This window comes from Ruegeria sp. YTSA075 (assembly GCF_059610245.1).
Genome location: NZ_JBXWNG010000011.1, coordinates 43,322 through 69,578, shown reverse-complemented (window position 1 = coordinate 69,578; position 26,257 = coordinate 43,322). Strand labels below are relative to the sequence as shown.

The following is a 26,257-nucleotide window of genomic DNA, read 5'->3' as shown; positions in this document are numbered from 1 at the left end:
TTTTTTTTGGCTATTATGCCAAAAAATCAAAAAACTGAAATCACTTTTTGATGTTTGAGTGTTCGATTAAGCGGCGTTCGATGGCTTCTAACCGTTCCAGCACCTCATCACGGTAGGCGTCTGTTCTAACTTCGTCCTCGGCATGATGGGCATCCTGCATCGAATTCACGATCAGACCAACCAGCAGGTTCACCACCGCAAAGGTGGTCACCATGATGAACGGGACAAAGAACAGCCAGGCGTAGGGATACACTTCCATCACCGGGCGGACGATGCCCATGGACCAGCTTTCCAGCGTCATGATCTGGAACAATGTATAGGCCGACAAACCCAGATCACCGAACCAGTTCGGGAAGCTTTCCGAGAACAGCTTGGTCGAGATTACCGAGCCGATATAGAACAGGATCGCCATCAGCAGGAACACACTGGCCATACCCGGCAGCGCCGAGATAAAGCCTTCGACCACCCGTCGCAGCCGCGGTGCAACCGAAATGACGCGCAACACCCGCAGGATCCGCAGTGCCCGCAGAACCGACAAGCTGCCAGCACTGGGCACCAAGGCGATCCCCACGATCACGAAATCAAACAGATTCCAGCCGCTTTTGAAGAAATTGCGGCCTGTCGCCACCAGCTTCATCGCAATCTCAGCAACGAAAATGGCAAGGCAAAGCTTGTCCAGCGTTACGATCAGAGGGCCCGCGATTTCCATCAAAGTCGGAGAGGTCTCCATGCCCAGCAGCACGGCGTTGAACATGATCACACCAGTGATGAAACGCCCGAACAGGGGTGTTTCGATGATGTGCTGCAATCGCTGTTGAAAGCCCATGTTCGCTGTCTCCTCAGGATGCGGGGTTCAAAACAAACCGCGCGGCCAGTTCCGTATGTGACGACCACCGAAATTGGTCAACAACCTGTACCCATTCAAGGGTGTAGCCTGCGTTAACAAGCATTTTTGCATCGCGCGCGAAGGTCACCGGATTGCAGGACACATAAGCGATTACCGGGCGCAGCGCCTGAGCCAGTTCAGCCACTTGCGCCTCGGCCCCCGCGCGCGGCGGGTCCAGCACGACCGCATCAAAAGTCTTAAGTTCATCGGGCATCAATGGGCGGCGAAACAGATCACGCGCCTCGGTTGTGACGCGTTTCAACCCCATCGCCCTGCGCCAGCCCTGATCCAGTGCTTGGGTCATCGCGGCTTCGCCCTCAACTGCGTGAACTTCCGCCGTCTGAGCCAGTGGTAATGAAAACGTCCCGCTGCCCGCGAACAGATCAACAACGCGCTTGGCACCTTGCGTTGCTTCCAAAACAGCCCGTGTTAGAGCCTGTTCACCATCCTTCGTCGCCTGCAGGAATGCGCCCGGAGGCGGTATTACCGCGGCCTGCCCAAACCGCTGAACCGGGGGCTGCCGCATGGCGATAACCTCGCCATCCCAGCTGAGCCGGGCAAGCCCGTGCTTTTCGGTCGCTTGCGCAAGGACCAGTTCCAACGGCCCATCCAGCGATTTGCCACCCGTTACCGCAACGTCCAGCCCGCCATCGGACAAGGTCAGTGTCACGGCCAGAACGCCCTTGCGGCTGCCGCCCAGCATCGCAAGCGCCTCGGCCACAGGGATACCAGCGATCAATGCAGGGTCCAGCAGATGGCAATCGGGGATCTCGGTGATCACGTCGGATGCACGCCCGTGAAACCCTGCCAAAGTACCTTTCTTCGTGCGCCGCACCGCAATCGTTGCACGACGGCGCGAGTGCTCGGGCGAGGTATGGATCGGGCGCATTTGCGCCTGCAGCCCCTGTGCGGACAATGCAGTTCGGACAACATCCACCTTCCAACCAGCGACGAACGCGTCAGATGCGTGCTGCAGCTGGCACCCCCCGCAGGCTTTGTAGTGGCGGCAGGGTGCCTTCACACGCTGATCAGATGGGGTTTCGACGCGGATATCAGATAGAAACTGATCCAGTAATGTACCCGAAACGACCTCACCCGGAAGGGTGCGGGGCGCATAGACCGGGCCATCGGCGATGCCGTCGCCCTGATGGCCAAGCCGGGTTATGGAGTAGGTTTCCGTCATACCGGGCCTGATAACGGGGGTTCGGCCGCAACAAAACCCTTATTCGGCGGCTTCTGCCTGAATGAAACCACCCGACTGGCGATGCCAGAACCGCGCATACAGACCGCCCTGGTCCAGCAGTGTGTCATGCGTACCGGTTTCGACAATGCGCCCCTGATCCAACACAACGATCCGATCCATCTCGCTCAGCGTAGACAGGCGATGCGCAATGGCCAGAACGGTTTTTCCTTGCATGACGCGATGCAGCGCAGTTTGGATCGAGGCTTCGACCTCAGAATCCAGGGCCGATGTGGCCTCATCCAGCACCAGGATCGGGGCGTCTTTCAAAATGGCACGGGCCAACGCGATCCGCTGTCGCTGACCCCCGCTGAGCTTTACCCCACGCTCTCCCAGATGCGCGTCATAGCCTTTGCGACCCTGCGCATCTTGCAAACTAAGGATGAACTCATGCGCCTCGGCTTTTTCAGCGGCCTCGATCATCTCGTCTTCGGACGCATCTGGGCATCCATACAAGATGTTTTCACGTGCGGATCTATTAAACATGGCCGTTTCCTGCGTGACCATGCCGATCTGGCGGCGCAAACTGTCCTGCGTCACCTGCGAGATATCCTGACCATCGATGCGAATAACGCCATTTTCCCCATCGTAGAGCCTGAGAAGCAGCGAAACGAGGGTGGATTTGCCCGCCCCGGATGCCCCTACGATCCCAAGCTTTTCGCCCGGTTTGATCGCCAAATCCAGATCGGAAACGCCGCCGATTTCCCGACCATAGGCAAAGCTGACATCGTCAAAAGTGATCGCACCATGGGTCACTACCAGATCTTTGGCCTGCGCTACATCCTCGACCCGGTCGCGCTTGGCCAGGGTTTTCATCCCATTCTCGATCTCGCCAATATTGGCGTAGAGCCCCATCAGCGTGAAGCTGACCCAACCAGTCATTTGCGAGATGCGAACCGAAACAGCTCCCGCCGCCACAATATCGCCGGTTGTCGCGGCACTACTTTGCCAAAGCAACAGCGTCGCCCCAATCAGCATCACGGGCAACACCCCGGCCAAAGTCATCAGGATGAGGCGAAAGCTGGCCGAAAGAAGCCCGAACTCCAACGAACGTTCACGCAGATCAACCATCGAGTTGCGCGCTGCCTGATCCTCGTGCTGGGCATGGGCAAATAGTTTGACCGTTTTGACATTGGTGATCGTATCAACAATCTGCCCCGACACCATGGCCCGCGCCCCGGCGCGTGCACCTGATCGTTTGCGGATACGCGGCAAATACCAACGCACCAACATGAAATAGACCACCAACCAGGCAACAAAGGGCAGCATCACCAGAGGATGGATAGACCCTAACAAAAGCAATGAGCCCACTAAAGAAGCCAAAGCAAAGACAATTGCACTGATCGTTTCCGAGACGACTGAGGCCAGAGCGTTCGCGGTCTGAACCTGTTTCTGCGCGATCCGTCCCGCAAAATCATCGTCGAAATACGTGACCGACTGGCCCAGCGTCCATCGGTTCAGCTTGGCCAGAACCAGCGGCGGGATATTCGGCATGACGACATAGTTGTTCGAGAAGGCCGAGAACCCAAAAAATACAGGCCGCAACACCATAAAGAATGCAATGCCACCCAGGATCATCCACAAATTACTGCCGGTCAGAAACCCGTCGGGCCCACTGGTCGTGGACAAATCGATAACCCGGCCCAATATCCAGGCTGTTCCCGCCTCCATCGTACCGGCTGCCGCCGAGAAGAAGGCCGCAACAAAAAGCATGGGCCAAGCACCGGACAACGCCCAGCGAATGAACGCCCCCAACGTTTGTGGTGGAGGCGTTTCGATGTTTTTGAACGGGTTGATGAGGTCAGCGACCCTCATTCAGCGGCCTCCGGGTTCATGAAGCCGCCAGATTGCCGCGCCCAGAACTGGGCGTAAAGTCCACCCTGCGCCAGAAGATCAGCATGCGCGCCTTCTTCGACAATCCGGCCCGCATCCATAACCAGAATACGGTCCATCTGCGCGATGGTGCTGAGCCTGTGGGCAATGGCGATCACGGTTTTACCTTGCATCATGCCGTAGAGGGTTTCCTGAATGGACGCTTCAACCTCGGAATCTAGGGCAGATGTCGCCTCATCCAACAACAAGATCGGCGCGTCCTTCAAAATCACCCTGGCAAGGGTCACCCGCTGCCGCTGACCGCCGGACAGTTTCACGCCCCGTTCACCCACATGCGCGTCATAACCGGTGCGCCCCCGCGGATCTTGCAGGTCAAGGATGAATTCATGCGCCTCAGCCTGTTTGGCGGCAGCAATCATCTGTTCTTCAGTCGCATCCGGGCGACCATAGAGGATGTTGTCACGCACCGACCGGTGCAACAGCGCGCTGTCCTGCTGAACCATGCCGATATGACTGCGCAAGCTGTCTTGCGTGACCTGGGCAATGTTCTGATCATCGATCAGGATCGCTCCTCGTTCGACGTCATAAAACCGCAAAAGCAGTTTAACTAGGGTCGATTTACCGGCACCAGACCGCCCAATCAGGCCGATCTTTTCGCCCGGCTGAATGGTCAGGTTGATGTGATCCAGACCACCCGTTTCACGACCGTAGTGGTGCGACAGATCGCAGATTTCGATCTGGCCCTTACTCAGCTGCAATGGCTTTGAAGCCGGTGCATCCAGCAGATCGATTGGCTGAGCAATCGTCTCCATCCCTTCGGCCACGATGCCAAGCTGACGGAAGAAGCTGGTCAACGCCCACATGATCCAGCCGGTCATTGCGTTCAAACGCAGTGTCAGCGCCGTAGCAGCCGCAACAACGCCAACCGAAGCGGTACCCTGCATCCAAAGCGCAATTGCCCAACCAACAATCCCAACGATCAGAAAGCCGTTCAAGGTAACCAGAACCGCATCCATAATCGTGAATATCCGCATCTCGACCTGAAAGGTCCGACGCGTTTCTTCAATCGCTTCACGGGCATAGTCCAACTCTTGCCGACCATGGGCAAACATCTTGACCGAGTGGATATTGGTATAGCTGTCGACAACCCGACCCGTGACGGTGGAACGTGCATCGGATGCGGCCTGAGATGCCGGACCAACACGCTGCACTGTCCAACGCACCAAAAGCGCATAAAGCGCAAACCAGATCAGCAAAGGGATCAAAAGGCGAGGGTCTGCTGCGTATAGCAGGATCGCTGCACCAATCAGATAGGCCAGCGAGAATGAGATCGCGTCAAAGACCTGAAAGACCACTTCACCCGCAGCCGGAGGGGTCTGCATAATCCGGTTGGCGATCCTGCCTGCAAAGTCATTCTCGAACCAGCCAACTGATTGGCGCAACACATGTTTATGCGCCCGCCAGCGGATCAGTGTACCAAAGTTCGGCAGGATCGTATTATTCAGTAGCAGGACATCGACCAGATGCAGCAGCGGACGCAGCAGCAGGATAAAACCTGCCATTAACAACAGCTCGGTCCCGTGGTTCTGCCAAACCTCTGCCGGGGTGCCACCCAACAGATCGACGACGCGACCCATATAGTAGATCAACCCGATCTCGACAGCGGCCACGATGATGGAAATCAGCGCAGCCCAGAAGAACACCCGGAAAAACGGGCGTGAGTAATCCAGCATGAACGGCCACAGCCGCGTCGGCGGCTTATCGGTCTCACGATAGGCAACAAAAGGGTCAACAAGGTTTTCGAAATAGCGAAACATGGAGAGTGCTCCGATTGAGCAGAAATACAGACATGCGAAGAAGAATGGCGCCTGAACACCACCCTTTACGGGGAAAGTGCCCTGGCTTTAGTCGAACCAGATCCCGTAATACATTCGCATTCCTCCATCCATGAGTCTGCCGCAAGTAACCACAAACAAAATCGTTTGTCATCCCCTTTTGAGACTTCGTTTCAACCGGCCAGCAAATCTTCGCGGGACAGGGTGAAGTCAGACGCGATCCAGCGCGCCTCAAGCTCGGCCAGTTTCTTGCCCAACGCGGGGCCAGTGAAGTCGGGGATCAGATCGGCGGCACTGATCGGGAAACGCGCCGCCGCACCTTGATGCAGGGCGTGTCGCAGGTTTTCGGACCAGGGATTTTCAAAGAAGGCGCAGCGCAGCAAAGTTTCATGCAAACCCCCTTGGTCCCCATAGCGATAGCCCAGCTCGGCAACGCTGGTCGAGGCTTGCGCCTCCTCCCGCATCCGGGTCAGACGTTGCAGCTGCGCTCGACTCAGGCGCAGTGTCGCAGCATCCTCGGGCGTGGCGATTGCAGCCAGCCTGCGCACCGGATCGGGCTCTGCTCCGGCGGCCTGTTCTATGGCGATCAGCGGGGCCAAGGCACGGTCATCTGAGCCGGGCAACAGATGCGACAGAACACCCGCGCTGCGCATCGCCGCCACCGAAGGCGCAGGGTCTGGCGCCCCTAACAACTTTATCAACTCAGCCCCAACCCGTTCGCGGGACAGCGACGTCAGCCCATCCAGATTGGACGCAATCGCAGCCAATGCTTCCGGATCAAACCCGGCATCGGCGTCGCCGTACCAAGCGTGAAACCGGAAATAGCGCAGCGAACGCAGATAATCCTCGCGTATGCGGTTCTCAGCGGTTCCGATAAACCGCACACGCCGCGCCTCAAGGTCGGGCATTCCGGATAGCGGGTCCAGCACCGTGCCTTCGGGTTGCGCGTAGATCGCGTTCATCGTGAAATCGCGGCGCGCGGCATCTTCTTCGACGGTGTCGGCAAAGGCCACAACCGCACGGCGGCCATCGGTTTCCACATCCCGCCGAAAGGTCGTGACTTCATGCGGGATGTGATCGCAAACGATGGTGATCGTGCCGTGTTCCAGCCCTGTCGGAATCGCCTTAAGACCAGCCTTTTGGGCCAATTCGATCACCCGCTCGGGATGCGCATCCGTAGCAATGTCGATATCCGAGACGGGCGCGCCCAAAAGGGTGTTGCGCACGCATCCGCCCACGAACAAGGCCTGCGCCCCGCCTTTGGTGAGGGCCGCACAAACCGCCTGAGTCGCCGGGTCCAAAACCCAAGGCGCACTGATTTTCTTCATTCACTTACCCGTGCTGCAAGCCCGCGCAATATGCGAGCCGTCGCGCCCCAGATATAATAAGGGCCGTAAGGAACAGCGAAATACTTTCGCCGCTGGCCACGCCACCGGCGCGACTCGATCACATAATTCTCGGGCTTTAGCAGATGTGCAAGCGGAACTGTGAAAACCTCATCCACTTCACCGGGCTCGGGCACCGGATCGAAACCCTGGTGGATGATGGCCACAACCGGTGTAACGTCGAATGAGGTCACGGTTTCATGGCTGGGCAGAAAGCCGATCACCTCGGGTAACTCTGGATGCAGGCCGATTTCCTCATGCGCTTCCCGCAGCGCCGCAGCGGTGATATCTGCGTCCCCTTCATCCTGTTTACCGCCGGGAAAGGCGATCTGGCCAGGATGGTGCTTCAAAGCCGATGACCGCTTTGTCAGGATCAAACGTGGCACATCCCCGGAAACTAAGATCGGCACCAGAACCCCGGCCGGACGCAATTTGCGCCCGGGGGGAAGCACGGTCTCGGGGTTCAGATCAAAGTCACTGGACCCATGGCCCGGACGCCGCAACGCCGCGGCGATCTGATCCGTTGGATCATGCACCGCTGGCGTCTTCCGCATCAAAGCCAACCGTCGCAGGATCCAGCACATAATGCGCCCCGCAGAACTGACAATCGGCAGTAACCTTGCCTTCGGGCGTCGTCATCTTTTCGATGTCCCTAGCCGAGTAGATCGAGAGGCTTTGACGAACGCGTTCTTCCGAACAGGTGCAGCCAAACTGTACCATCTGCGCGTCATAAACGCGTGGGTTTTCCTCATGAAACAGGCGGATCAACAGATCGGTCGGCGCAATCGATGGGCCGATCAGTTCCAGATCGTCAACCGTGTCCAGAAGGATGTTGACCCGACCCCAGTTTTCACCTTCTTCGCCGTCGACCAGATCATTGGCGGTGAGGATTTCACCCGTCCCCTCGCCCGAGGCTGCAAAGGGCGACGCTTTGGGCATGTGCTGCAACATGATCCCACCGGCGCGCCAATGCTCACCCACATCAGGTTCGGTCGATTTACCGAAGCTGAGCGAAAAACGGGTCGGCAGCTGCTCGGACTGGGCAAAATATGCCTCGGCCGAGGCGCTGATCGACGCTCCGTCCAACGGAGTAATACCCTGATAAGGCTGCGTACCTTCGCCCTGATCGAGCATGATCGCAAAATACCCGTCGCCCACCTGATCAAAGGGGGCGCTGTCGGTCAGTCGATCCCGATCAAAGCTGGCATAGGCGCGGATACGCGCCGGTTCACCTTCGACAGTGGGCGCATAGTAATCGGTCGCGATCATGCGCACCGCGCCCTTGGATTGAACCTGCAACGACAGCTTCCAGCGCAGCGAAACGGTCTGGCCGATCAATGCGGTCAGCAAGGCCATCTCGGCCACCAGCGCCTCGACCTGTTCGGGATAGTCATGCTGTTTCAGGATGCCATCCAGCACCCCGTCCAGGCGGGCCACACGGCCACGCATGTCCGACACATCAAGTTGAAAGGGCAGGACGGTATCGTCCCACGCGATTTTTGTTCCAAGAGACATGGGGTTTCCTTACACGCCACAGGTTGGCATACCGGCACCATATAGGTCACAGAGTTTTGGTTGTAAGGGGCCATACATGATCAGACGGTTTGGTGAAAGCCCCGAACCCGGGCGATCCTATACGCGCAGGGTTGGTGTGTATGCGTTACTTCCGCGTGAAAAACACCTGCTTTTGACCTGCCAGACCGAACCGGGCCCCGATCTGCAACTACCGGGCGGTGGCATTGATCCCGGCGAATCGCCCATCACTGCGCTGCATCGCGAAGTGTATGAGGAAACCGGATGGCGCATCGCCACGCCGAAACGCATCGGTGCGTTTCGCCGGTTCACCTATATGCCTGAATACGATTTATGGGCCGAGAAGATCTGCCTGATTTACCGCGCCCGCCCTTTCCTGCAATTGGGCCCGCCGACCGAAGCTTTTCACGAGGCACTTTGGATGCACAGCGCGGATGCGATTGAACTGTTGGGAAACGACGGCGACCGTCACTTTGCAACCCTGCACCTGAACAGTCTCTAGAGTCCGTTATACTCAAAGAACACTGCAGAAACGTCATCGCCCATGCCTTCATTAGGCGGCATGCGCTGAGTCAGCCGCCAGAACATATCATCCAGAAACTCTGATCCGCCCTGGCCTGAGGCGCAATCCAACGCCATTTCGCGCAGCCCCTCTTCCTCCAGCAGCCCGCCCCCTGCCAGGTGACATTCTGTGAAACCATCGGAATGCAATAATAGCCGGTCACCCGGGTTCAGCGTTGTTTCAACCTGCTGAAAACTCGCGTCTGGGATCAATCCGATAGGAAGGCCGCCATCGCCAAGATATTCGGTACTGCCATCCTGCCTCAGCAACAGCGGGTGCGGATGTCCGGCCTGTACCATTTTCATATGCCCACTGCGCAGATCGACAATGGCATAGACCATCGTGAAATACTCTTCGATCCCGGTGTCCACCATCAAACGTGAATTGAGCGTTTCGGCCACTTGCTGCGGCGGCAACAGCGCGTAGAACTTGTTCATCCGCTTTTCCAGCGCCACATTCTGATCGAAATGCTGGCTGGACAGATACCCGCCAAGCCGCGCGGTCATCATCGCCGACGTGATCCCATGGCCCGAGACATCGATGCTGTAGAACCCCAGCCGGTTCTGGCCAGGCGAGAACATGCCCACCAGATCGCCGCCAATATGACCGCAGGGCTTCAACAACAGGCTAACCCGAGATTTTCCAAACTCTCGCGTCAGTTCCGGGACCAATGACTCCTGTATCTTTCGGGCTTGTTTCAGGTCTTTGTCGATCGCATCATGGGCCAGTTTAAGTTCGTCCAACGCAGATTCGATCAGACGGTTCTTGTCAGAAAGCTCTCTCTGCATGTCCAGTATGCGCGCGCCGGCAGAGATACGGGCCCGCAGTTCATCCGCCTCTAGCGGCTTGATCAGAAAATCATCCGCCCCAGCATCCAGCCCACGCGCGACTTCCTGCTTTTCGCTTTTTGAGGTTAGAAGAATGAAATAGCTGTAATGTTCGGAATCGAGCGCCCGAAATGCGCGGCAAAACTCCAGCCCGCTCATGCCTGGCATGACCCAATCGCTGAGCACAAGATCGGGTGCAAATTCGGCACAAAACTCAAGAGCCTTTTCGCCATTATCGGCCTCAAGCACCTCGAATCCCCATTTCTTGAGCGAGGCCACCAGAATGCGCCGTTGCAGGCGGCTATCATCCACGACCAGCACCTTTCGGATCGCACCGAAATCCAGTTCAGAACCGGTTTGTTCAAGACTTAGTGCTGACACCCTTTAACCCCAGGCTTCCTTCTTCAGGGACGCCGCAAACCTATCGGGTTGGGGTTTAACATCCCGTGAAGGCCCCATGGTCTTTGGCCTTAACCGCACATTTACCTGATCTGCGTTAGCAAAGGTCATCCCTATTCCGATGCAGGAGGATGACGATGATCCACTGGCCCCGAGTCAGACAATTGCGCGACGAGGTCGGCGCAGATGAGATTGATGAGGTCATCGCAATCTTTTTGGACGAAGTGCAGGAAGTGATCGCACGATTGCATACCGATACCGAACGACTCGAGTTGGAACAGAACCTGCATTTCCTGAAAGGCAGCGCCATGAGCCTGGGGTTCGATCAGTTCTCGAAACTCTGTCAGGATGGCGAGCGACGCGCCGCTGCCGGACAAGCGGCAGAGGTTGATTTGGCAGAAATCCTAGACGCTTATGACGCATCCAAATCTGTGTTTCAGGCCGAATTGCCCAGTAATCTGACCTAAATCACGAACTGTGCCAGCGTCTCATCTTCGGTGATATCAGTATAGGTAAACCCGGCCTCATCCAGATGCGCGAACAGGCGTGCAAAATTCTCTGGCTTGCGGGTTTCGATCCCGATCAGGACTGACCCGAAGTTGCGCGCGGATTTCTTCATATATTCAAACCGGGCAATGTCATCCTCGGGGCCGAGGATGTTCAGGAACTCTTTCAACGCGCCGGGGCGCTGCGGCAGACGCAAAATGAAGTATTTCTTGACCCCGGAATAGCGCTGCGCGCGTTCCTTGACCTCGGGCAGGCGTTCAAAATCGAAGTTCCCGCCCGATGTCACGCACACCACGGTTTTACCGCGGATAAAGCTTTGCACATCTGCAATCGCTTCGATGGCCAGGGCCCCGGCGGGCTCCAACACAATACCCTCGACATTCAGCATCTCGATCATGGTGGTACATATGCGATCTTCAGACAGGACCAGCACATCCGACAAATGCCGTGATTTCAACAGTTCGAATGGTTTGGTCCCAATCTTTCCAACTGCTGCGCCATCGACGAAATTGTCCACCTGATCCAACGCCACCGGATGCCCCGCCGCCATCGCCGCATGCAGACAGGCGCCGCCCTTGGGTTCGACAAACAGGCAGTGGGTGCGATCCCCAAACCATGTGGCCACACCCGCAGACATGCCGCCGCCACCCACAGGCAGCAGCACATGGTCAGGTACCCGACCCAACTGTTCTTCGATCTCGACCGCCAAGGACGCCTGACCTTCGATCACATCCTCATCGTCGAAAGGCGACAGGAAATGCCCGCCCTGTGCGGCACACCAAGCCTGTGCCGCGGCCAGAGTGTCATCGAAATAGTCCCCGGTCAGGTGAATCTCGATGTTGTCACCGCCGAAGATGCGGGTTTTCTGGATTTTTTGCTGCGGCGTCGTCACCGGCATGAAGATCACGCCCTTCACGCCCAGATGCTTGCACATATAGGCCACGCCCTGCGCGTGATTGCCCGCGCTGGCGCAAACGAACAGCTCCTGCCCTTGCTGTTTGCGCATCGCATTGAACGCGCCGCGAATCTTGTAGGATCGCACCGGGCTGAGGTCTTCGCGCTTAAGCCAAATGTCTGCGCCATACCGGTCGGACAAATGCGCGTTTCGCTGCAACGGTGTCGCCGGGAACACGGTACGCATCGCCTGTTCGGCGGTTCGGGCACGGGTCATAAAGTCAGTCATGCCCGTTTCAGTGGCCTATCCCGACTAAAAGGGCAAGGAATACATATGTGTACGACGTGTTCGACCTCGTATGTTCAAAATAGGTATCCTACCCCGTCCAGGCACCGTTTTTGGGTGCGTCTTTGCAATTCCGACGCGCGGTCAACGCACATAACTTGCCCCCGCGTTCAAAACCCGCTAGGGGCCAGTCGTTCTACGCATAAAGGGAAATCAGATGTCCGCGCCCAAGAAAGTTGTTCTGGCCTATTCCGGTGGCCTTGATACCTCGATCATTCTGAAATGGCTGCAGACCGAGTATGGCTGTGAGGTTGTGACCTTCACCGCCGATCTAGGTCAGGGCGAGGAGCTGGAACCCGCTCGCCAGAAGGCCGAGCTGCTGGGGATCAAGCCCGAAAACATCTATATCGAGGACATCCGCGAGGAATTTGTCCGCGACTTCGTCTTCCCGATGTTCCGTGCCAATGCGCAATACGAAGGTCTGTATTTGCTGGGCACCTCGATCGCGCGGCCTCTGATTTCGAAACGTCTGGTCGAGATTGCCGAGGCCACTGGTGCTGACGCCGTCGCTCACGGCGCAACCGGCAAGGGCAACGATCAGGTGCGGTTCGAGCTGGCAGCTTACGCGCTGAACCCCGACATCAAGGTCATTGCGCCCTGGCGTGAATGGGACCTGTCCAGCCGCACCAGGCTGTTGGAATTTGCCGAACAGAACCAGATTCCGATTGCAAAAGACAAACGCGGCGAAGCTCCGTTCTCTGTCGACGCAAACCTGCTGCACACCTCATCCGAGGGCAAAGTGCTGGAAGACCCCGCCGATATGGCACCCGACTATGTCTATCAGCGCACCGTCCACCCCGAAGACGCGCCCGATCAGCCCGAATTCATCGAGATCGGCTTTGAAAAAGGCGACGCGGTCAGCATCAATGGCGAGGCGATGAGCCCGGCGACCATCTTGACCAAGCTGAATGAATATGGCGGCAAGCACGGCATTGGACGTCTCGATCTGGTCGAAGGCCGTTTCGTCGGTATGAAATCGCGCGGCATCTATGAAACCCCCGGCGGCACCATCCTGCTGGAAGCACACCGCGGGATCGAGTCCATCACCATGGACCGTGGCGCGATGCACCTGAAAGACCAGCTGATGCCGCAATATGCAGAGCTGATCTATAACGGTTTCTGGTACTCACCCGAACGCGAAATGTTGCAGGCGGCTATCGACAAGTCTCAGGAACATGTCACCGGCACCGTGCGGGTGAGGCTGTACAAAGGTCTGGCCTCAACGGTGGGCCGTTGGTCAGATCACTCGCTCTATTCCGAGGCGCATGTAACTTTTGAGGAAGACGCCGGCGCATATGACCAGAAAGACGCGGCAGGTTTCATCCAGCTAAACGCGCTGCGCCTGAAACTGCTGGCCGCGCGCGACAAGCGGCTGAGGAAGTAAGCAATCCCCAAAGCGATTTAAAAACCCGGCAGTCCTTTGGATGCCGGGTTTTTTTGTACACTACTTCCCGTAGGGTCAGGCTTGCCAGTTTCGCCTGGATATCTTTACGCATACGTCAACCAAAAAGGGACGCTCAATGCTGCAAGACATCGCCGACGGAATTCAAAAAGGGCTGAACGGCAAAAGCTTTGATGGATCGCTCAAGTTCGATTGCGGCGAGGCGGGCGTTATCGTACTGGCCGATAGTCAAGCAACCACGCAGGATCAGGAAACCGATTGCACGATCCGGATTTCGCAGGACAATCTAACTAAACTGCTGACCGGTAAGCTGAACCCGATGACTGGCGTCGCCATGGGAAAGCTCAAGATCTCGGGCAATATGGGCGTCGCGATGAAGTTGGGTCAGTTGCTGGGATAGGCGATAAAATCGTCTCACCAGCGCGTGACAATCGATGTCAGCGCATTGCAAGGCGGGGCATCTGCGGGCAGCTTGGTCTCGGAAGGAGACCTGCGATGACCCGGACTGCTTATCTCGACTACATAAAACCTTCAGTGCTGTTTTTATTGATCCTGCTGGCTGCGATGCTGCGCGCCGCACCAGGTTCAGCCGCAGAGACCGAGACCCTAACAGTTGCCGGCGGGTGTTTCTGGTGTGTCGAATCCGATTTTGAAACCGTACCCGGCGTAATCGGTGCGGTATCCGGATATACCGGCGGCACCACCGCCAACCCCAGCTACAAGGACGTAACCAAGGGTGGAACCGGCCATTATGAAGCGGTTCAGATCACCTTTGATCCCAGCAAAGTCTCTCGCGACACCTTGTTGGACATGTTCTTCCGCTCGGTTGATCCGACGGACGCAGGCGGGCAGTTCTGTGACCGGGGTGATAGCTATCGTACGGCCATTTTTGTCTCTAACACAGGCGAAAAAGCCGTAGCCGAGCAGGCAAAGGCCGACGCTCAATCCGCACTCGGCCAAACCGTTGTGACGCCTATCCTGCAGAAAACCACGTTCTATCCGGCAGAGGCGTATCATCAGGATTACTACAAGGGCGACAAGGTTGTGTTCACCCGCTTTGGACCCAAGCGCCAAAAGAACGCCTACAAAGCCTATCGCAAAGCCTGCGGTCGGGACGCGCGGGTCAAGCAGCTTTGGGGTGCAGATGCGCCATTTGCCGGGTCTTAATCGAACTGCGCGTCGCGCACTTCCCGCAAGTCTGGGATAACATCCGCCGTTCCGTGCCGTGTGACCATCAGGGCAGCGGCGCGGTTGGCTTGCAAAACAGCCTGCTCCATCGGCATACCCCGATCCATCCCCGCCAGCACATAGCCGGTGAACGTGTCGCCTGCCCCGGTCGTGTCAACGGCCTGTACCTTATGCGCAGCAAAGTCGACCGGATCGCAGCCTTGCTGCAAATACCGCGCGCCTTTGGACCCAAGCGTCACGATCACATGTCGCACAGGCAGCTCAGCCGCACTTAGGCCTGTTTCCTGCTGCAGCTGTTCAGCTTCAACCTCATTCAGGATCAGGAAATCCAGATAGGGCAGCACGGCCTGTACCGCCTCGGCCTCGAACGGGGCTGCTGCATAGCAAACGGTCAAACCAAGCTCGCGCGCCATGCGGGCGGCTTCGACCTGTGCGTTGGTTTCATTCTGAAAAACAAGCAAATCGCCGGTGTTGGCAGACGCAAGCGCCTGCCCGATCTGCCCACCTTCAAGCGCGTGATTGGCGCCGGGATACAGAATGATCAGGTTCTCACCCTGCGCGTCGACCGCAACGATGGCATGACCCGTGGGGTTGCTGACCTCAGCAATAAACCGCGTGTCGACGCCATATTCCGTCAGCCGCTCCTGTGCCCAGCGCCCATCCGCACCAACCGCTCCGATGTGGCTGACGCGTGATCCCGCCCGCGCGGCGGCCACCGACATATTGGCACCCTTACCGCCCAGAAACTTCTCGAGCCCATTGGCCGCCAGAGTTTCCCCCGGCGCAGGCAGATGCGGCAAGGCATAGACCATGTCCGCATTGATCGAGCCTAGGTTCCAGATTGTCATGGCTTACCCAATCTCACACGAGGCCAGAATGGCCATGTTCAGGATATCATTGGCCGTTGAAACGGTCGAACAAATCTGAATTTGCTTGCCGATGCCGGACAAGATCGGGCCGATCACGGTGGCCCCGCCCATTTCCTGCATCAACTTGGTTGAAATGCTGGCCGAATGGCGCGCAGGCACAATCAGGATGTTGGCCGGGCCAGTGAGGCGCTGAAACGGATACGCTTGCTGCTGATCCACATTCAACGCGACATCGACGGTCATTTCACCTTCGTATTCGAAATCCACGCCGCGCTGATCAAGCACTGTGGGCGCTACATGCATTTTCTCGGCCCGCTCTGACACCGGATAGCCAAATGTCGAGAAACTGACAAAAGCCACCCGAGGCTCTAGCCCCATATGGCGGGCCACGGCTGCGGCACGCTCGGCAATATTGGCCAAATCGTTTTCGTCTGGCCATTCATGAACCAACGTATCACCGATCAGAACAATCCGCCCCTTGTGCAACAAGGCGGTCACACCTGCGGCCCCATGTACCGCATCGGCGTCAAACACGTGATTGATCCGATCCAACACATGTGCCGATTTTCGGGTGGCGCCCGTCACCAAACCGTCACCATGTCCATGGGCCAGCATAAGCGATGAAAACACGTGCCGGTCCCGCGCGGCCAGACGATGGATATCCTTGTGATCAAAGCCTTTGCGTTGAAGGCGCTGATACAGGAAGTCCTTGTAGCCGTCCAAATGAGCTGTATTGGCTGCGTTTACGACCTCAAGCTCGCGCACGGCGTCGCCCAGTCCCGCCGCTTCCAGTTTTTCCTTCACATCGTCTTGGCGGCCAACCACCAGCGCCTTGCCAAAGCCTGAGCGCTGATACATCACCGCCGCGCGCAGCACGCGGGGATCGTCGCCCTCGGCAAAGATCATCCGGCTTTGCGCCTGACGGGCACGGGCATTCAGGCCGCGCAGGATGCTGGCGGTCGGATCCATGCGGGATTTCAGGCTTAGTTCATAGGCGTCCATGTCAATGATCGGACGGCGGGCCGCTCCGGTATCCATACCTGCCCTGGCAACCGCTGGAGGAATACGGTGGATCAGACGGGGGTCAAACGGCGTCGGAATGATATAGTCCCGGCCAAAGGTCAGTGATTTGCCATAGGCCATGGCAACCTCATCCGGCACATCCTCACGCGCCAGACGGGCCAGAGCGTGGGCGCAGGCGATCTTCATCTCGTCATTAATGGCACGGGCATGAATGTCCAGCGCACCGCGGAACAGGTAGGGAAATCCCAACACGTTGTTGACCTGATTGGGATAATCGCTGCGCCCAGTAGCGACGATGGCATCAACGCGGACCTCATGCGCTTCTTCCGGTGTGATTTCCGGATCCGGGTTCGCCATGGCAAAAATCACAGGATTGTCGGCCATGCTGGCCACCATGTCCGGTGTCACCGCCCCCTTGACCGACACGCCAAGGAACACATCCGCACCATTCATGGCTTCCTCCAAAGTGCGCAGATCTGTGGTAATAGCGTGGGCTGATTTCCACTGGTTCATCCCCTCGGTCCGGCCCTGATAGATCACACCTTTGGTGTCACAGACGATACAGTTCTCATGCCGTGCGCCCATCGATTTGAGCAGCTCGATACAGGCGATCCCCGCAGCACCCGCACCGTTAAGAACAATCTTAACGTCCTCAATTTTCTTGCCCGAAATATGCAGCGCGTTCAGCAGGCCCGCCGCACAGATCACCGCTGTGCCGTGCTGGTCGTCATGGAAGACCGGAATATCCATCTCTTCCTTCAGGCGCTGTTCGATGATGAAACACTCAGGCGCCTTGATGTCTTCCAGATTGATGCCACCAAAGGTCGGCCCCATAAGGCGCACCGCGCGGCAAAACTCATCCGGGTCTTCGGTGTCCAGCTCGATATCGATCGAGTTCACGTCGGCGAACCGTTTGAACAGGACCGACTTGCCCTCCATCACCGGTTTCGACCCCAACGCGCCAAGATTGCCAAGACCCAGAACCGCCGTCCCGTTCGAGATCACAGCAACCAGATTGCCCTTGTTGGTATAGTCATAGGCTGTCTCGGGCGCCTCAGCGATTGCTTCACATGGAACAGCGACGCCGGGGCTATACGCCAGCGAAAGATCGCGCTGCGTTGTCATGGGAACGGTGGCCTGCACCTCCCACTTGCCGGGGGTCGGGTCGAGGTGAAAGGCCAGCGCCTCTTCTTTGGTGATCTTCGCTTTGGGCATTTTGAACGTCGTTTCCATGACTTCGGGGCTCATGCCTCATAGCGCAGGCGGGCGCGCGCCTCAACGGGAATGAGTTTTCGGCTTTTATAGAAGATGCGGGGTTTGTAAGGTCGCGTCCGGAACACGCCAGAAGGGGGCCGCTTTTGTCCACAGTCACGCCAATGATGGCGCAGTATCTTGAGATCAAAGAGGCCCATTCTGATGCGCTGCTGTTCTATCGCATGGGTGATTTCTACGAGATGTTCTTCGAGGATGCCGTCAACGCCGCCGAAGCGTTGGACATCGCCTTGACCAAGCGCGGCAAACACAATGGCGACGACATTCCGATGTGCGGTGTCCCAGTTCATGCGGCCGAGGGTTATTTACTGACCCTCATTCGCAAAGGGTTCCGCGTGGCCGTCTGCGAACAGATGGAAAGCCCGGCCGAGGCGAAGAAAAGAGGCTCTAAATCGGTGGTAAAGCGCGATGTCGTGCGTTTGGTGACGCCAGGCACGCTGACCGAAGATGCTCTGCTGGAGGCCCGCCGCCACAACTTTCTGGCCACCTATGCCGAGGTCCGGGATGAGGCCGCGCTGGCCTGGGCCGATATATCCACGGGCGCATTCCACGTGATGCCCTTGACTTCGGTACGCCTTAGCCCCGAACTGGCACGTCTGGCCCCGTCCGAATTAATCGTGGCCGATGGATCCGATCAGACATTGCAGGAGCCCATCCGCGATCTGGGGATCTCACTAACCCCAATCGGGCGCGCCAGTTTCGACAGCACCGCGGCTGAAAAACGCATCTGCGCGCTGTTCAACGTCGGCGCTCTGGATGCCTTCGGTTCATTTGGACGAGCCGAAGTGTCGGCCATGGGTGCCCTGATCGACTATCTTGAGATCACGCAGAAAGGCAAACTGCCCCTTCTGCAAACGCCAATGAAGGAATCCGAGGACCGCGTGGTGCAGATCGACGCCGCCACGCGCCGCAATCTGGAACTGACCCGATCGCTGTCGGGCGGGCGCGCCGGATCGTTGTTGTCGGTGGTCGACCGCACGGTCACGCCGGGTGGGGCACGGTTGCTGGAACAACGCCTCTCAAGCCCGTCGCGCAACCTAGATGTGATCCATGCCCGTCTCGACGCTGTCAGCTTTGCCGCCGAAGACAGCCTGATCGCTTCGGACCTGCGCGAGGCCCTACGCAAGACCCCTGATCTGGACCGCGCCTTGTCCCGCTTATCCCTCGAGCGCGGCGGGCCCCGCGATTTAGCCGCCATCCGCAACGGCCTGACACAAGCCGCCGCAATTGCGGGCATTTGCGAGGGGCAGGATCTTCCAGTCCTGCTGGCAACTGCCTTGCAAAACCTCGTTGGCTTTGACGACCTCCTGAACTTGCTGGATGAGGCTTTGGTCGCCGAACCACCCCTGCTGGCCCGCGACGGAGGTTTCATCGCCCCCAGCTTTGACCCCGAACTGGACGAAGCGCGTACCCTGCGCGACGAAGGCCGATCCGTCATCGCCGGGTTTCAGCAGAAATACGCGGAACACACCGGTATCACCTCGCTGAAGATCAAGCATAACAACGTGTTGGGCTATTTCATCGAAACCACGGCCACCCATGCCGAGAAGATGCTGAGCCCGCCGTTCTCCGAGACATACATCCATCGCCAAACCACCGCCAATCAGGTGCGGTTTACCACTGTCGAACTCTCGGAAATCGAAACCCGTATCCTGAATGCTGGAAATCTGGCGCTTGAGATCGAAAAGCGGCTCTATAAAAGGCTTTCTGATGAAATTTTGGCCCTCGCCGCCCGCCTCAACCAAGCCGCCCGAGGGCTGGCTGAGCTGGACTTGACCGCTGCGCTGGCCGATCTGGCGCGCGGTGAGAATTGGTGCAGACCGCAAGTCGACATCTCCCGCGCCTTCGACGTGCAAGGTGGTCGCCATCCGGTCGTTGAACACGCGCTGCGCCAGCAAAGTGGCGACGCCTTCATCGCCAATGACTGTGACCTGAGCGCCGATGACGGGGCCGCCATCTGGCTTCTCACAGGTCCCAACATGGCCGGTAAATCCACCTTCCTGCGCCAGAACGCCCTGATCGCGCTGCTCGGCCAAATGGGCAGCTATGTTCCAGCCGAACAGGCCCATATCGGCGTGGTCAGCCAGCTGTTCAGCCGCGTTGGCGCGTCAGACGATCTGGCACGGGGCCGCTCAACTTTCATGGTGGAAATGGTCGAAACCGCCGCCATCCTAAACCAGGCCGATGACCGCGCGCTGGTAATCCTGGATGAGATTGGCCGAGGCACCGCCACCTATGACGGCCTGTCCATCGCCTGGGCCACGTTGGAGCATCTGCACGCGGCCAACCAATGCCGCGCCCTGTTTGCCACCCATTACCACGAACTCACCGCGCTTGCCGGAAAACTCAAAGGCGTCGACAACGCCACCGTGGCCGTGAAGGAATGGGAAGGTGAGGTCATCTTCCTGCATGAGGTCCATAAAGGCGCCGCCGACCGGTCCTATGGTGTACAGGTCGCGCAACTGGCTGGCCTTCCAGCCTCAGTTGTCGACCGCGCCCGTGTCGTCCTCGATCAGTTGGAAAAAACCGAGCGAGAAGGCGGCAAGCAAAAAGCCCTGATCGACGACCTGCCGCTGTTCTCAGCCGCGCCTCCCGCGCCACCGCCGGCCACCAAAACTTCTCCAGTCACCGACATGCTAACCAAGATTCTGCCCGACGAACTCACCCCACGCGAAGCGCTTGACCTGATCTATAAACTGAAAGAAGCGGCCAAACCCTGACCGCCTCTTCTTCTGTTCAAAAATACCTCCGCCGGAGGCTTGGCCTCGCAGAGGCCAATCAGCTCGCAGGTGTCGACGACACGCCAACCTGCGCCGGGCGCAACAACCGGTCGTACAGCATAAACCCCTCGGCGGACACCTGAATAATATCACCCGCACGCGTTCCCGGCACCGAGGCCTCAAACATCGCCTCATGCACATTCGGATCGAAACGGTCGCCAACTTCGGGCGTGATCACCTCGATCCCGTGCTTCTGAAAAACATCTTTCAACGCCCGCATGGTCAGTTCGACGCCTTCCAACAGAGGGCCAGCAACCTCTTTCTGCTCATCGGTCGCCGCCTCAAGCGCACGTTTCATGTTGTCGTATACCGGTAGCATATCGCGGGCCAGCTTTGATCCGCCATACTGTTCCGCATCCCGACGCGCCTTGTCGCCACGCTTACGCGCGTTTTCGGCATCCGCCAGCGCACGCATGAACTTGTCTTTGTAATCGTCCCGCTCGGCACGCAGCGCGTCAATCTCCAACGCCTCTTCACTGATGTCCATCAGGTCCTCGGCCAGCTCTTCCGCCTCGGCGGTTGCGATGTCATCCAGAAAATCTTCGTTCTTGGGCTCTGCCATCTCTTACCCTCTAGCTCCGGTCGGAAATCAGCTTGCCGACCAGTTGCGCCGTATAATCCACGATCGGCACGATCCGTCCATAATTCAGACGCGTGGGCCCGATGACCCCAACCGCACCGATTATCTTACGATCAGCGTTCATATATGGAGACACCACCAAAGAGGAACCCGAAAGTGAGAAAAGTTTGTTCTCAGAGCCAATAAAAATGCGCACACCTTCGCCTTCTTCAGCCAATTCAAGGAATTCCGCAATGTCGCGCTTGCGTTCCAGATCGTCAAACAGCGACCGGATGCGCTCTAACTCCTCTTCCTGACCGGGTTCTCCCAACAGATTCGCCCGCCCGCGCACGATCAGACGCGCGGAATCAGACCCGTCGCCATCCCAGACCGCCATTCCGCTTTCGACCATCGCGCGTGCCAGCACATCGATCTCCTGCTTTCGGGCAACAATCTGGGACTGCATCTGGCGGCGCACCTCGCTAAGCGTTCGCCCTTCGATCAGCGCATTCAGAAAATTCGCCGCCTCACGCATCGAGCTGGGTGTTTGCCCCGGCGGCGGCGTGAACAGCCGGTTTTCCACATGACCATCGGCAAAGACGAGAACCACCAACGCACGATCATGGGCGAGTGAAACAAACTCGATATGCTTGATCTCGGATTCATGCTTGGGCGTCAGGACCAGCGACGCTCCATGTGTCACGTGTGACAAAGCCGATCCTACGCGGTCGAGCATCCCGCCAACATCGCCCGCGTTAGAGCCTAAAGTCTCATCCAGTTTCTGACGGTCATCAGCGCCCAGATCACCAACTTCCAGCAACCCATCCACAAACATCCGCAACCCCTGTTGCGTTGGTATGCGTCCCGCGCTGACATGGGGGCTGTCCAGCAGGCCCAGAAACTCCAGGTCCTGCATCACATTTCGCACGGTCGCCGCGCTGACTTTTTCCGAAAGGGTGCGTGTCAGGGTGCGGCTGCCGACTGGCTCACCGCTGTCCAGATAGCTTTCGACGATCAGTCGGAAAACCTCACGCGACCGGTCGTTCATCTCACTCAGAATTTTGCTCGCTTCGCTCATCTGCGCACCCTTGCTGGACAGCCATTAAATAGCAGGCACAAGAAAGGTCAATCGGGGTTGCATCGTAACGCTACGGGGCGGTATCCCCAAACCAGCAAACAAAGGATTTTTCATGCGACCCTCAGGACGTGATCTAAACGAAATGCGCTCCGTTTCCATCGAGACGGGCTTCACCAAACATGCCGAAGGGTCGTGCCTGATCAAAATGGGCGACACCCATGTACTGTGCACCGCCACGATCGAGGATCGCGTGCCTCCTTTCATCAAGGGTTCGGGCCTTGGTTGGGTCACTGCCGAATACGGTATGCTTCCCCGTGCAACCAACACGCGGATGCGGCGTGAGGCTGCATCGGGCAAGCAGGGTGGGCGTACTGTTGAAATTCAACGCCTGATCGGCCGTGCCCTGCGCGCCGGCGTTGACCGGGTTGCCCTAGGTGAACGACAGATCACCGTTGATTGCGACGTCATCCAGGCGGATGGCGGCACCCGTTGTGCCTCAATTACCGGGGGTTGGGTTGCTCTGCGTCTGGCGGTCAACAGGCTGATGAAGACGGGAGACGTTATTTCCGACCCTCTGGTCGATCCCGTCGCTGCGGTGTCTTGCGGCATCTATGCGGGTCAACCGGTACTCGATCTGGACTACCCTGAGGACAGCGAAGCAGGTGTCGATGGCAACTTCATCATGACCGGCTCCGGCAAACTGATCGAAGTTCAGATGAGCGCCGAAGGCTCGGTCTTCAGCCGCGCGCAAATGGATCAGCTGATGGATCTGGCTGAAAAAGGCGTGGCTGAACTGGCCACCGCCCAGAAAGCCGCCACCGCATGACCCGTAAGTTCGACGGGGGCAGGTTACTGGTCGCAACCCACAACAAGGGCAAGCTTGAGGAGATGGCGCATCTGCTTGAGCCCTTTGGCGTGACAGTTGTTGGCGCGGCGGAAATGGACCTACCCGAACCGGAAGAGACTGAAGACACCTTTGTCGGCAATGCCCGGATCAAGGCTCATGCTGCCGCCAAAGCAACGGGTCTGCCTGCCCTGTCGGATGATTCCGGGATCACAATCGACGCCCTAGACGGAGCGCCGGGTGTTTACACTGCCGATTGGGCCGAAACCGGCAATGGCCGCGATTTCCTGATGGCGATGACCCGTGCGCATAATGAGCTGGAAGCCAAAAACGCCGCGCATCCCCGCCTGGCTCAATTCCGCTGCACGCTGGTTCTGGCATGGCCCGACGGGCATGATGAGGTGTTCGAAGGCGTCGCGCCCGGTCATCTGGTCTGGCCGATCCGTGGCAAGGACGGGTTTGGGTATGACCCAATGTTTGTCCCCGAAGGCTACAACATTACCTATGCCGAGATGGATCGCTGGGAAAAGAACAAGATCAGCCATCGCGGTCGCGCGGTGGAGATGTTCGTGAAAGGCTGCTTTGGCGGATGATTGGCGCAACGGGGGCTTTGGCCTATATGTGCATTGGCCCTTTTGCGAGGCCAAATGCCCCTATTGCGATTTCAACAGTCATGTTTCCCGTGAAATCAATCAAAAACAATGGCTTGAGAGTTATCTGAGCGAACTAAAGCGTTCGGCCGCCGAAACGGCTGATCGGGTTCTGAACACGATCTTCTTTGGCGGCGGCACACCTTCACTGATGGCCCCTGACACCGTCGCCGCCGTGATCGACGAGGCTCGCGCTCTGTGGCACCCGGCCAACGACATGGAGATCACGCTTGAAGCCAACCCCGGCTCTGTCGAAGCGGGCCGGTTTTCAGCATATCGCGACGCTGGGGTGAATCGGATCTCAATGGGCGTGCAGGCGTTGAACGACGAAGATCTGCGCCGTTTGGGCCGCATTCATACAGTCTCCGAGGCACGCGCTGCGTTCGACATCGCCCGCACTTGTTTTGACCGCGTCAGTTTTGATCTGATCTATGCCCGGCAACACCAGACACTGGACGCTTGGAAAGCCGAACTGACCGATGCGTTGTCGATGGCTATCGACCACATGTCTCTGTACCAGCTCACAATTGAAGACGGCACAGCCTTTGGCGACCGATACGCGGTCGGCAAACTGCGGGGCCTACCCGAAGATGACAGCGCCGCAGATATGTATCTTGCCACACAGGAGATTTGCGACGCACATGGCCTGCCCGCCTACGAAGTATCAAACCACGCTAAACCCGGCGCCGAGTCACTGCACAACCTGATCTATTGGCGATATGGCGACTATGTCGGGATCGGCCCCGGCGCACATGGCAGGATCACCGTTTCCGGGCAGAAACTAGCGACCGAAACTTATCTGTCGCCTAATGGGTGGCTCACCGCAGCGCAAAACGGGTCGGGAGAGAAAAGCCGCACTGCCTTACCCCTGCAAGATCAAGCAAGTGAATACCTTATGATGGGTCTCCGTATTAAAGAAGGACTAGATATAGATCGGTATCGTGCATTGGCCGGAGAACCGCTGGAGCAATCCAAGCTGGATCACCTGACGCAGATCGGCATGATCTCACAACACGGAAACCGTGTGTCAGCAACCAAAGACGGGCGCGCCGTTCTGAATGCTGTCATCCGAGAGCTATTGAGCTAGGTGCATGCGGTATCTTTGGGCCACATTCGGATTGCTCTGTGTTGCGCTGGCAATGCTTGGCATTGTCCTTCCCCTATTGCCCACGGTTCCGTTTCTTCTGCTGGCGGCATTTTTCTTTGCCAAATCCTCATCCCGCCTCCACAACTGGCTTCTGACGCATCGGCTGTTCGGGCCCATGATCGAAGATTGGCAAAGATCAGGCGCTATTCGTCCAGCCGCAAAAAAGGCGGCAACCGTTTCCGTCGCCGCCGTGTTCGGCATATCCGTTATTGTCGCCGCCCCGCCCTATGTCCTGATCGTCCAAGCGATAGTCCTAAGCGCTGTGCTGACTTTTATATGGACTCGCCCTAACGGCTAAGTTTCGCGCAGAGATCGTCGAGCTGATCCAGGTTTTCATAGGTCAGAACGACCTGACCACTTTCAGAGCCCGGCTTGTGGTTGATCACCACTTTCATTGCCAGAATGGCCGAAAGATCCTTTTCCAGCGCGCGTGTATCTGCATCCTTATCTGCATTCAAATTGCGGGACTGAGGCGCAGTGCGGGGCGCATCCCCCTGCTGCTGCTTTTTCACCAGCGCTTCGGTCGCCCGAACCGACAAGCCATCTTTGACAACACGTTTTGCTAATTCAGATGGGTTTTCAGCCGTAATAAGCGCCCGCGCGTGGCCGGCTGACAGCTTGCCTTCGATCACCAGCGTCTGAACATCCATTGGCAAAGACAAAAGGCGCAACAAGTTTGCGATATGGCTGCGGCTTTTGCCCAAAGCCTCGGCCATTTTTTCTTGTGTATGACCAAACCGATCCATTAGCTGCTTGTATCCAGCGGCCTCTTCAACCGCGTTCAGATCAGCACGTTGAATGTTTTCGATAATCGCAACTTCCAGTACTTCGGTATCGTCAAAATCACGGATTATAACTGGAATATCATGTAGTTGCGCCATTTGTGCCGCGCGCCAGCGGCGCTCACCCGCAACAATCTCATAAGCCCCCTCGCCAATCGACCGTACGATCAAAGGCTGGATGATGCCCTTTTCCTTAACCGAGGCTGCAAGCTCGTTCAGCTGCTCGGGCATAAATGTACGGCGCGGCTGGTCGGGGTTGGCCTTCAGCTTTTCAATCGGGATCGTCATATCCGGGCGGCGCGGCTCTGCCGGTACACGGCCATCTCCATCTTGTGTCACGTCCGCCATCAAAGCAGACAGACCACGCCCCAGGCCCCTTGATTTTGTTTTCTTGGCGCTCACGACACCCTCCTGAC

The 26,257-nt window shown here is 57.8% G+C and carries 24 protein-coding genes; 10 read left to right on the top strand and 14 right to left on the bottom strand.

Annotation, left to right across the window (positions count from 1 at the left end; translation table 11 throughout):
- Positions 1-40: 40 nt before the first annotated feature.
- The 7 genes from AC2FGE_RS17080 to hslO all read right to left on the bottom strand — a co-directional run bounded on the left by AC2FGE_RS17080 (position 41) and on the right by hslO (position 8,694).
- The gene (locus tag AC2FGE_RS17080; protein ID WP_496820450.1) at positions 41-826 is read right to left on the bottom strand and encodes an ion transporter; all 786 of its coding nucleotides are present in this window, start codon (positions 824-826) and stop codon (positions 41-43) included.
- 13 nt (positions 827-839) lie between these two features.
- Entirely contained in the window at positions 840-2,069 is a 1,230-nt protein-coding gene (locus AC2FGE_RS17075) for a class I SAM-dependent RNA methyltransferase (protein ID WP_496820449.1), read from the bottom strand.
- Positions 2,070-2,108: 39 nt separating this feature from the next.
- The gene (locus AC2FGE_RS17070) at positions 2,109-3,941 is read right to left on the bottom strand and encodes an ABC transporter ATP-binding protein (RefSeq protein ID WP_496820448.1); all 1,833 of its coding nucleotides are present in this window, start codon (positions 3,939-3,941) and stop codon (positions 2,109-2,111) included.
- Complete coding sequence (locus AC2FGE_RS17065) at positions 3,938-5,776, bottom strand: ABC transporter ATP-binding protein (RefSeq protein WP_496820447.1); 1,839 nt, start codon at positions 5,774-5,776, stop codon at positions 3,938-3,940. Before AC2FGE_RS17065 ends, AC2FGE_RS17070 begins: the two co-directional genes overlap by 4 nt.
- 191 nt (positions 5,777-5,967) lie before the next feature.
- The gene (locus AC2FGE_RS17060; RefSeq protein WP_496820446.1) at positions 5,968-7,122 is read right to left on the bottom strand and encodes a CCA tRNA nucleotidyltransferase; all 1,155 of its coding nucleotides are present in this window, start codon (positions 7,120-7,122) and stop codon (positions 5,968-5,970) included.
- Positions 7,119-7,733 carry a CoA pyrophosphatase gene (locus AC2FGE_RS17055; RefSeq protein ID WP_496820445.1) on the bottom strand — a complete coding sequence of 205 codons (615 nt, stop codon included), beginning with the start codon at positions 7,731-7,733 and terminating at the stop codon, positions 7,119-7,121. The genes AC2FGE_RS17060 and AC2FGE_RS17055 overlap by 4 nt, the downstream gene beginning before the upstream one ends.
- Entirely contained in the window at positions 7,708-8,694 is a 987-nt protein-coding gene (hslO, locus tag AC2FGE_RS17050; RefSeq protein WP_496820444.1) for an Hsp33 family molecular chaperone HslO, read from the bottom strand. The genes AC2FGE_RS17055 and hslO overlap by 26 nt, the downstream gene beginning before the upstream one ends.
- 76 nt (positions 8,695-8,770) lie before the next feature.
- Between hslO and AC2FGE_RS17045 the strand changes: the two genes are divergently transcribed.
- Positions 8,771-9,214 (top strand): NUDIX hydrolase, encoded by a 444-nt coding sequence (locus tag AC2FGE_RS17045; RefSeq protein WP_496820443.1) that lies wholly within the window; start codon positions 8,771-8,773, stop codon positions 9,212-9,214.
- Here the strand turns inward: AC2FGE_RS17045 and AC2FGE_RS17040 are convergent.
- Complete coding sequence (locus tag AC2FGE_RS17040) at positions 9,211-10,482, bottom strand: PP2C family protein-serine/threonine phosphatase (protein ID WP_496820442.1); 1,272 nt, start codon at positions 10,480-10,482, stop codon at positions 9,211-9,213. The two genes, AC2FGE_RS17045 and AC2FGE_RS17040, sit on opposite strands and share 4 nt — an antisense overlap.
- Before the next feature lie 155 nt (positions 10,483-10,637).
- On the opposite strand from AC2FGE_RS17040, the gene AC2FGE_RS17035 reads away from it, so the two are divergent.
- Complete coding sequence (locus tag AC2FGE_RS17035; RefSeq protein ID WP_496820441.1) at positions 10,638-10,967, top strand: Hpt domain-containing protein; 330 nt, start codon at positions 10,638-10,640, stop codon at positions 10,965-10,967.
- Here the strand turns inward: AC2FGE_RS17035 and ilvA are convergent.
- On the bottom strand, positions 10,964-12,190 hold the full coding sequence (ilvA, locus tag AC2FGE_RS17030; protein WP_496820440.1) for a threonine ammonia-lyase IlvA: 1,227 nt from the start codon (positions 12,188-12,190) through the stop codon (positions 10,964-10,966). The genes AC2FGE_RS17035 and ilvA overlap by 4 nt on opposite strands.
- Before the next feature lie 214 nt (positions 12,191-12,404).
- Here ilvA and AC2FGE_RS17025 point away from each other — a divergent pair, with 214 nt between their 5' ends.
- The 3 genes from AC2FGE_RS17025 (at position 12,405) to msrA (ending at position 14,816) form a co-directional block, all read left to right on the top strand.
- Complete coding sequence (locus tag AC2FGE_RS17025) at positions 12,405-13,631, top strand: argininosuccinate synthase (RefSeq protein ID WP_496820438.1); 1,227 nt, start codon at positions 12,405-12,407, stop codon at positions 13,629-13,631.
- Positions 13,632-13,731: 100 nt separating this feature from the next.
- A complete protein-coding gene (locus tag AC2FGE_RS17020) occupies positions 13,732-14,049 on the top strand; it encodes an SCP2 sterol-binding domain-containing protein (RefSeq protein WP_496820506.1) in 318 nt (105 codons plus the stop codon).
- Positions 14,050-14,144: 95 nt separating this feature from the next.
- Entirely contained in the window at positions 14,145-14,816 is a 672-nt protein-coding gene (gene msrA / locus AC2FGE_RS17015) for a peptide-methionine (S)-S-oxide reductase MsrA (RefSeq protein ID WP_496820437.1), read from the top strand.
- Here the strand turns inward: msrA and AC2FGE_RS17010 are convergent.
- Both AC2FGE_RS17010 and AC2FGE_RS17005 read right to left on the bottom strand, forming a co-directional pair.
- Positions 14,813-15,685, bottom strand: a complete 873-nt coding sequence (locus AC2FGE_RS17010) for a ribokinase (protein ID WP_496820436.1) — start codon at positions 15,683-15,685, stop codon at positions 14,813-14,815. The genes msrA and AC2FGE_RS17010 overlap by 4 nt on opposite strands.
- Positions 15,686-15,688: 3 nt before the next feature.
- A complete protein-coding gene (locus AC2FGE_RS17005) occupies positions 15,689-17,944 on the bottom strand; it encodes an NADP-dependent malic enzyme (RefSeq protein WP_496820505.1) in 2,256 nt (751 codons plus the stop codon).
- Positions 17,945-18,105: 161 nt separating this feature from the next.
- Here AC2FGE_RS17005 and mutS point away from each other — a divergent pair, with 161 nt between their 5' ends.
- Positions 18,106-20,721 carry a DNA mismatch repair protein MutS gene (gene mutS, locus AC2FGE_RS17000; protein ID WP_496820504.1) on the top strand — a complete coding sequence of 872 codons (2,616 nt, stop codon included), beginning with the start codon at positions 18,106-18,108 and terminating at the stop codon, positions 20,719-20,721.
- Positions 20,722-20,779: 58 nt separating this feature from the next.
- On the opposite strand, the gene AC2FGE_RS16995 is transcribed toward mutS, so the two are convergent.
- Together AC2FGE_RS16995 and hrcA are read right to left on the bottom strand one after the other, a co-directional pair.
- Positions 20,780-21,343, bottom strand: a complete 564-nt coding sequence (locus AC2FGE_RS16995; RefSeq protein ID WP_496820434.1) for a nucleotide exchange factor GrpE — start codon at positions 21,341-21,343, stop codon at positions 20,780-20,782.
- Between the two features lie 10 nt (positions 21,344-21,353).
- Positions 21,354-22,418 carry a heat-inducible transcriptional repressor HrcA gene (gene hrcA, locus AC2FGE_RS16990; protein WP_496820433.1) on the bottom strand — a complete coding sequence of 355 codons (1,065 nt, stop codon included), beginning with the start codon at positions 22,416-22,418 and terminating at the stop codon, positions 21,354-21,356.
- Positions 22,419-22,530: 112 nt separating this feature from the next.
- On the opposite strand from hrcA, the gene rph reads away from it, so the two are divergent.
- Genes rph through AC2FGE_RS16970 form a run of 4 tightly spaced genes read left to right on the top strand, consistent with a single transcriptional unit; the run spans position 22,531 to position 25,357 of the window.
- The gene (gene rph / locus AC2FGE_RS16985) at positions 22,531-23,244 is read left to right on the top strand and encodes a ribonuclease PH (protein ID WP_496820432.1); all 714 of its coding nucleotides are present in this window, start codon (positions 22,531-22,533) and stop codon (positions 23,242-23,244) included.
- Positions 23,241-23,855 (top strand): RdgB/HAM1 family non-canonical purine NTP pyrophosphatase, encoded by a 615-nt coding sequence (gene rdgB / locus AC2FGE_RS16980; RefSeq protein ID WP_496820431.1) that lies wholly within the window; start codon positions 23,241-23,243, stop codon positions 23,853-23,855. The genes rph and rdgB overlap by 4 nt, the downstream gene beginning before the upstream one ends.
- Positions 23,845-24,999 (top strand): radical SAM family heme chaperone HemW, encoded by a 1,155-nt coding sequence (hemW, locus tag AC2FGE_RS16975; protein WP_496820430.1) that lies wholly within the window; start codon positions 23,845-23,847, stop codon positions 24,997-24,999. Before rdgB ends, hemW begins: the two co-directional genes overlap by 11 nt.
- 4 nt (positions 25,000-25,003) lie before the next feature.
- Positions 25,004-25,357, top strand: coding sequence for a YbaN family protein (locus AC2FGE_RS16970; RefSeq protein WP_480826176.1), 354 nt, complete (start codon positions 25,004-25,006; stop codon positions 25,355-25,357).
- On the opposite strand, the gene AC2FGE_RS16965 is transcribed toward AC2FGE_RS16970, so the two are convergent.
- Entirely contained in the window at positions 25,347-26,243 is an 897-nt protein-coding gene (locus tag AC2FGE_RS16965; protein ID WP_496820429.1) for a ParB/RepB/Spo0J family partition protein, read from the bottom strand. The two genes, AC2FGE_RS16970 and AC2FGE_RS16965, sit on opposite strands and share 11 nt — an antisense overlap.
- Positions 26,244-26,257 lie beyond the last annotated feature (14 nt).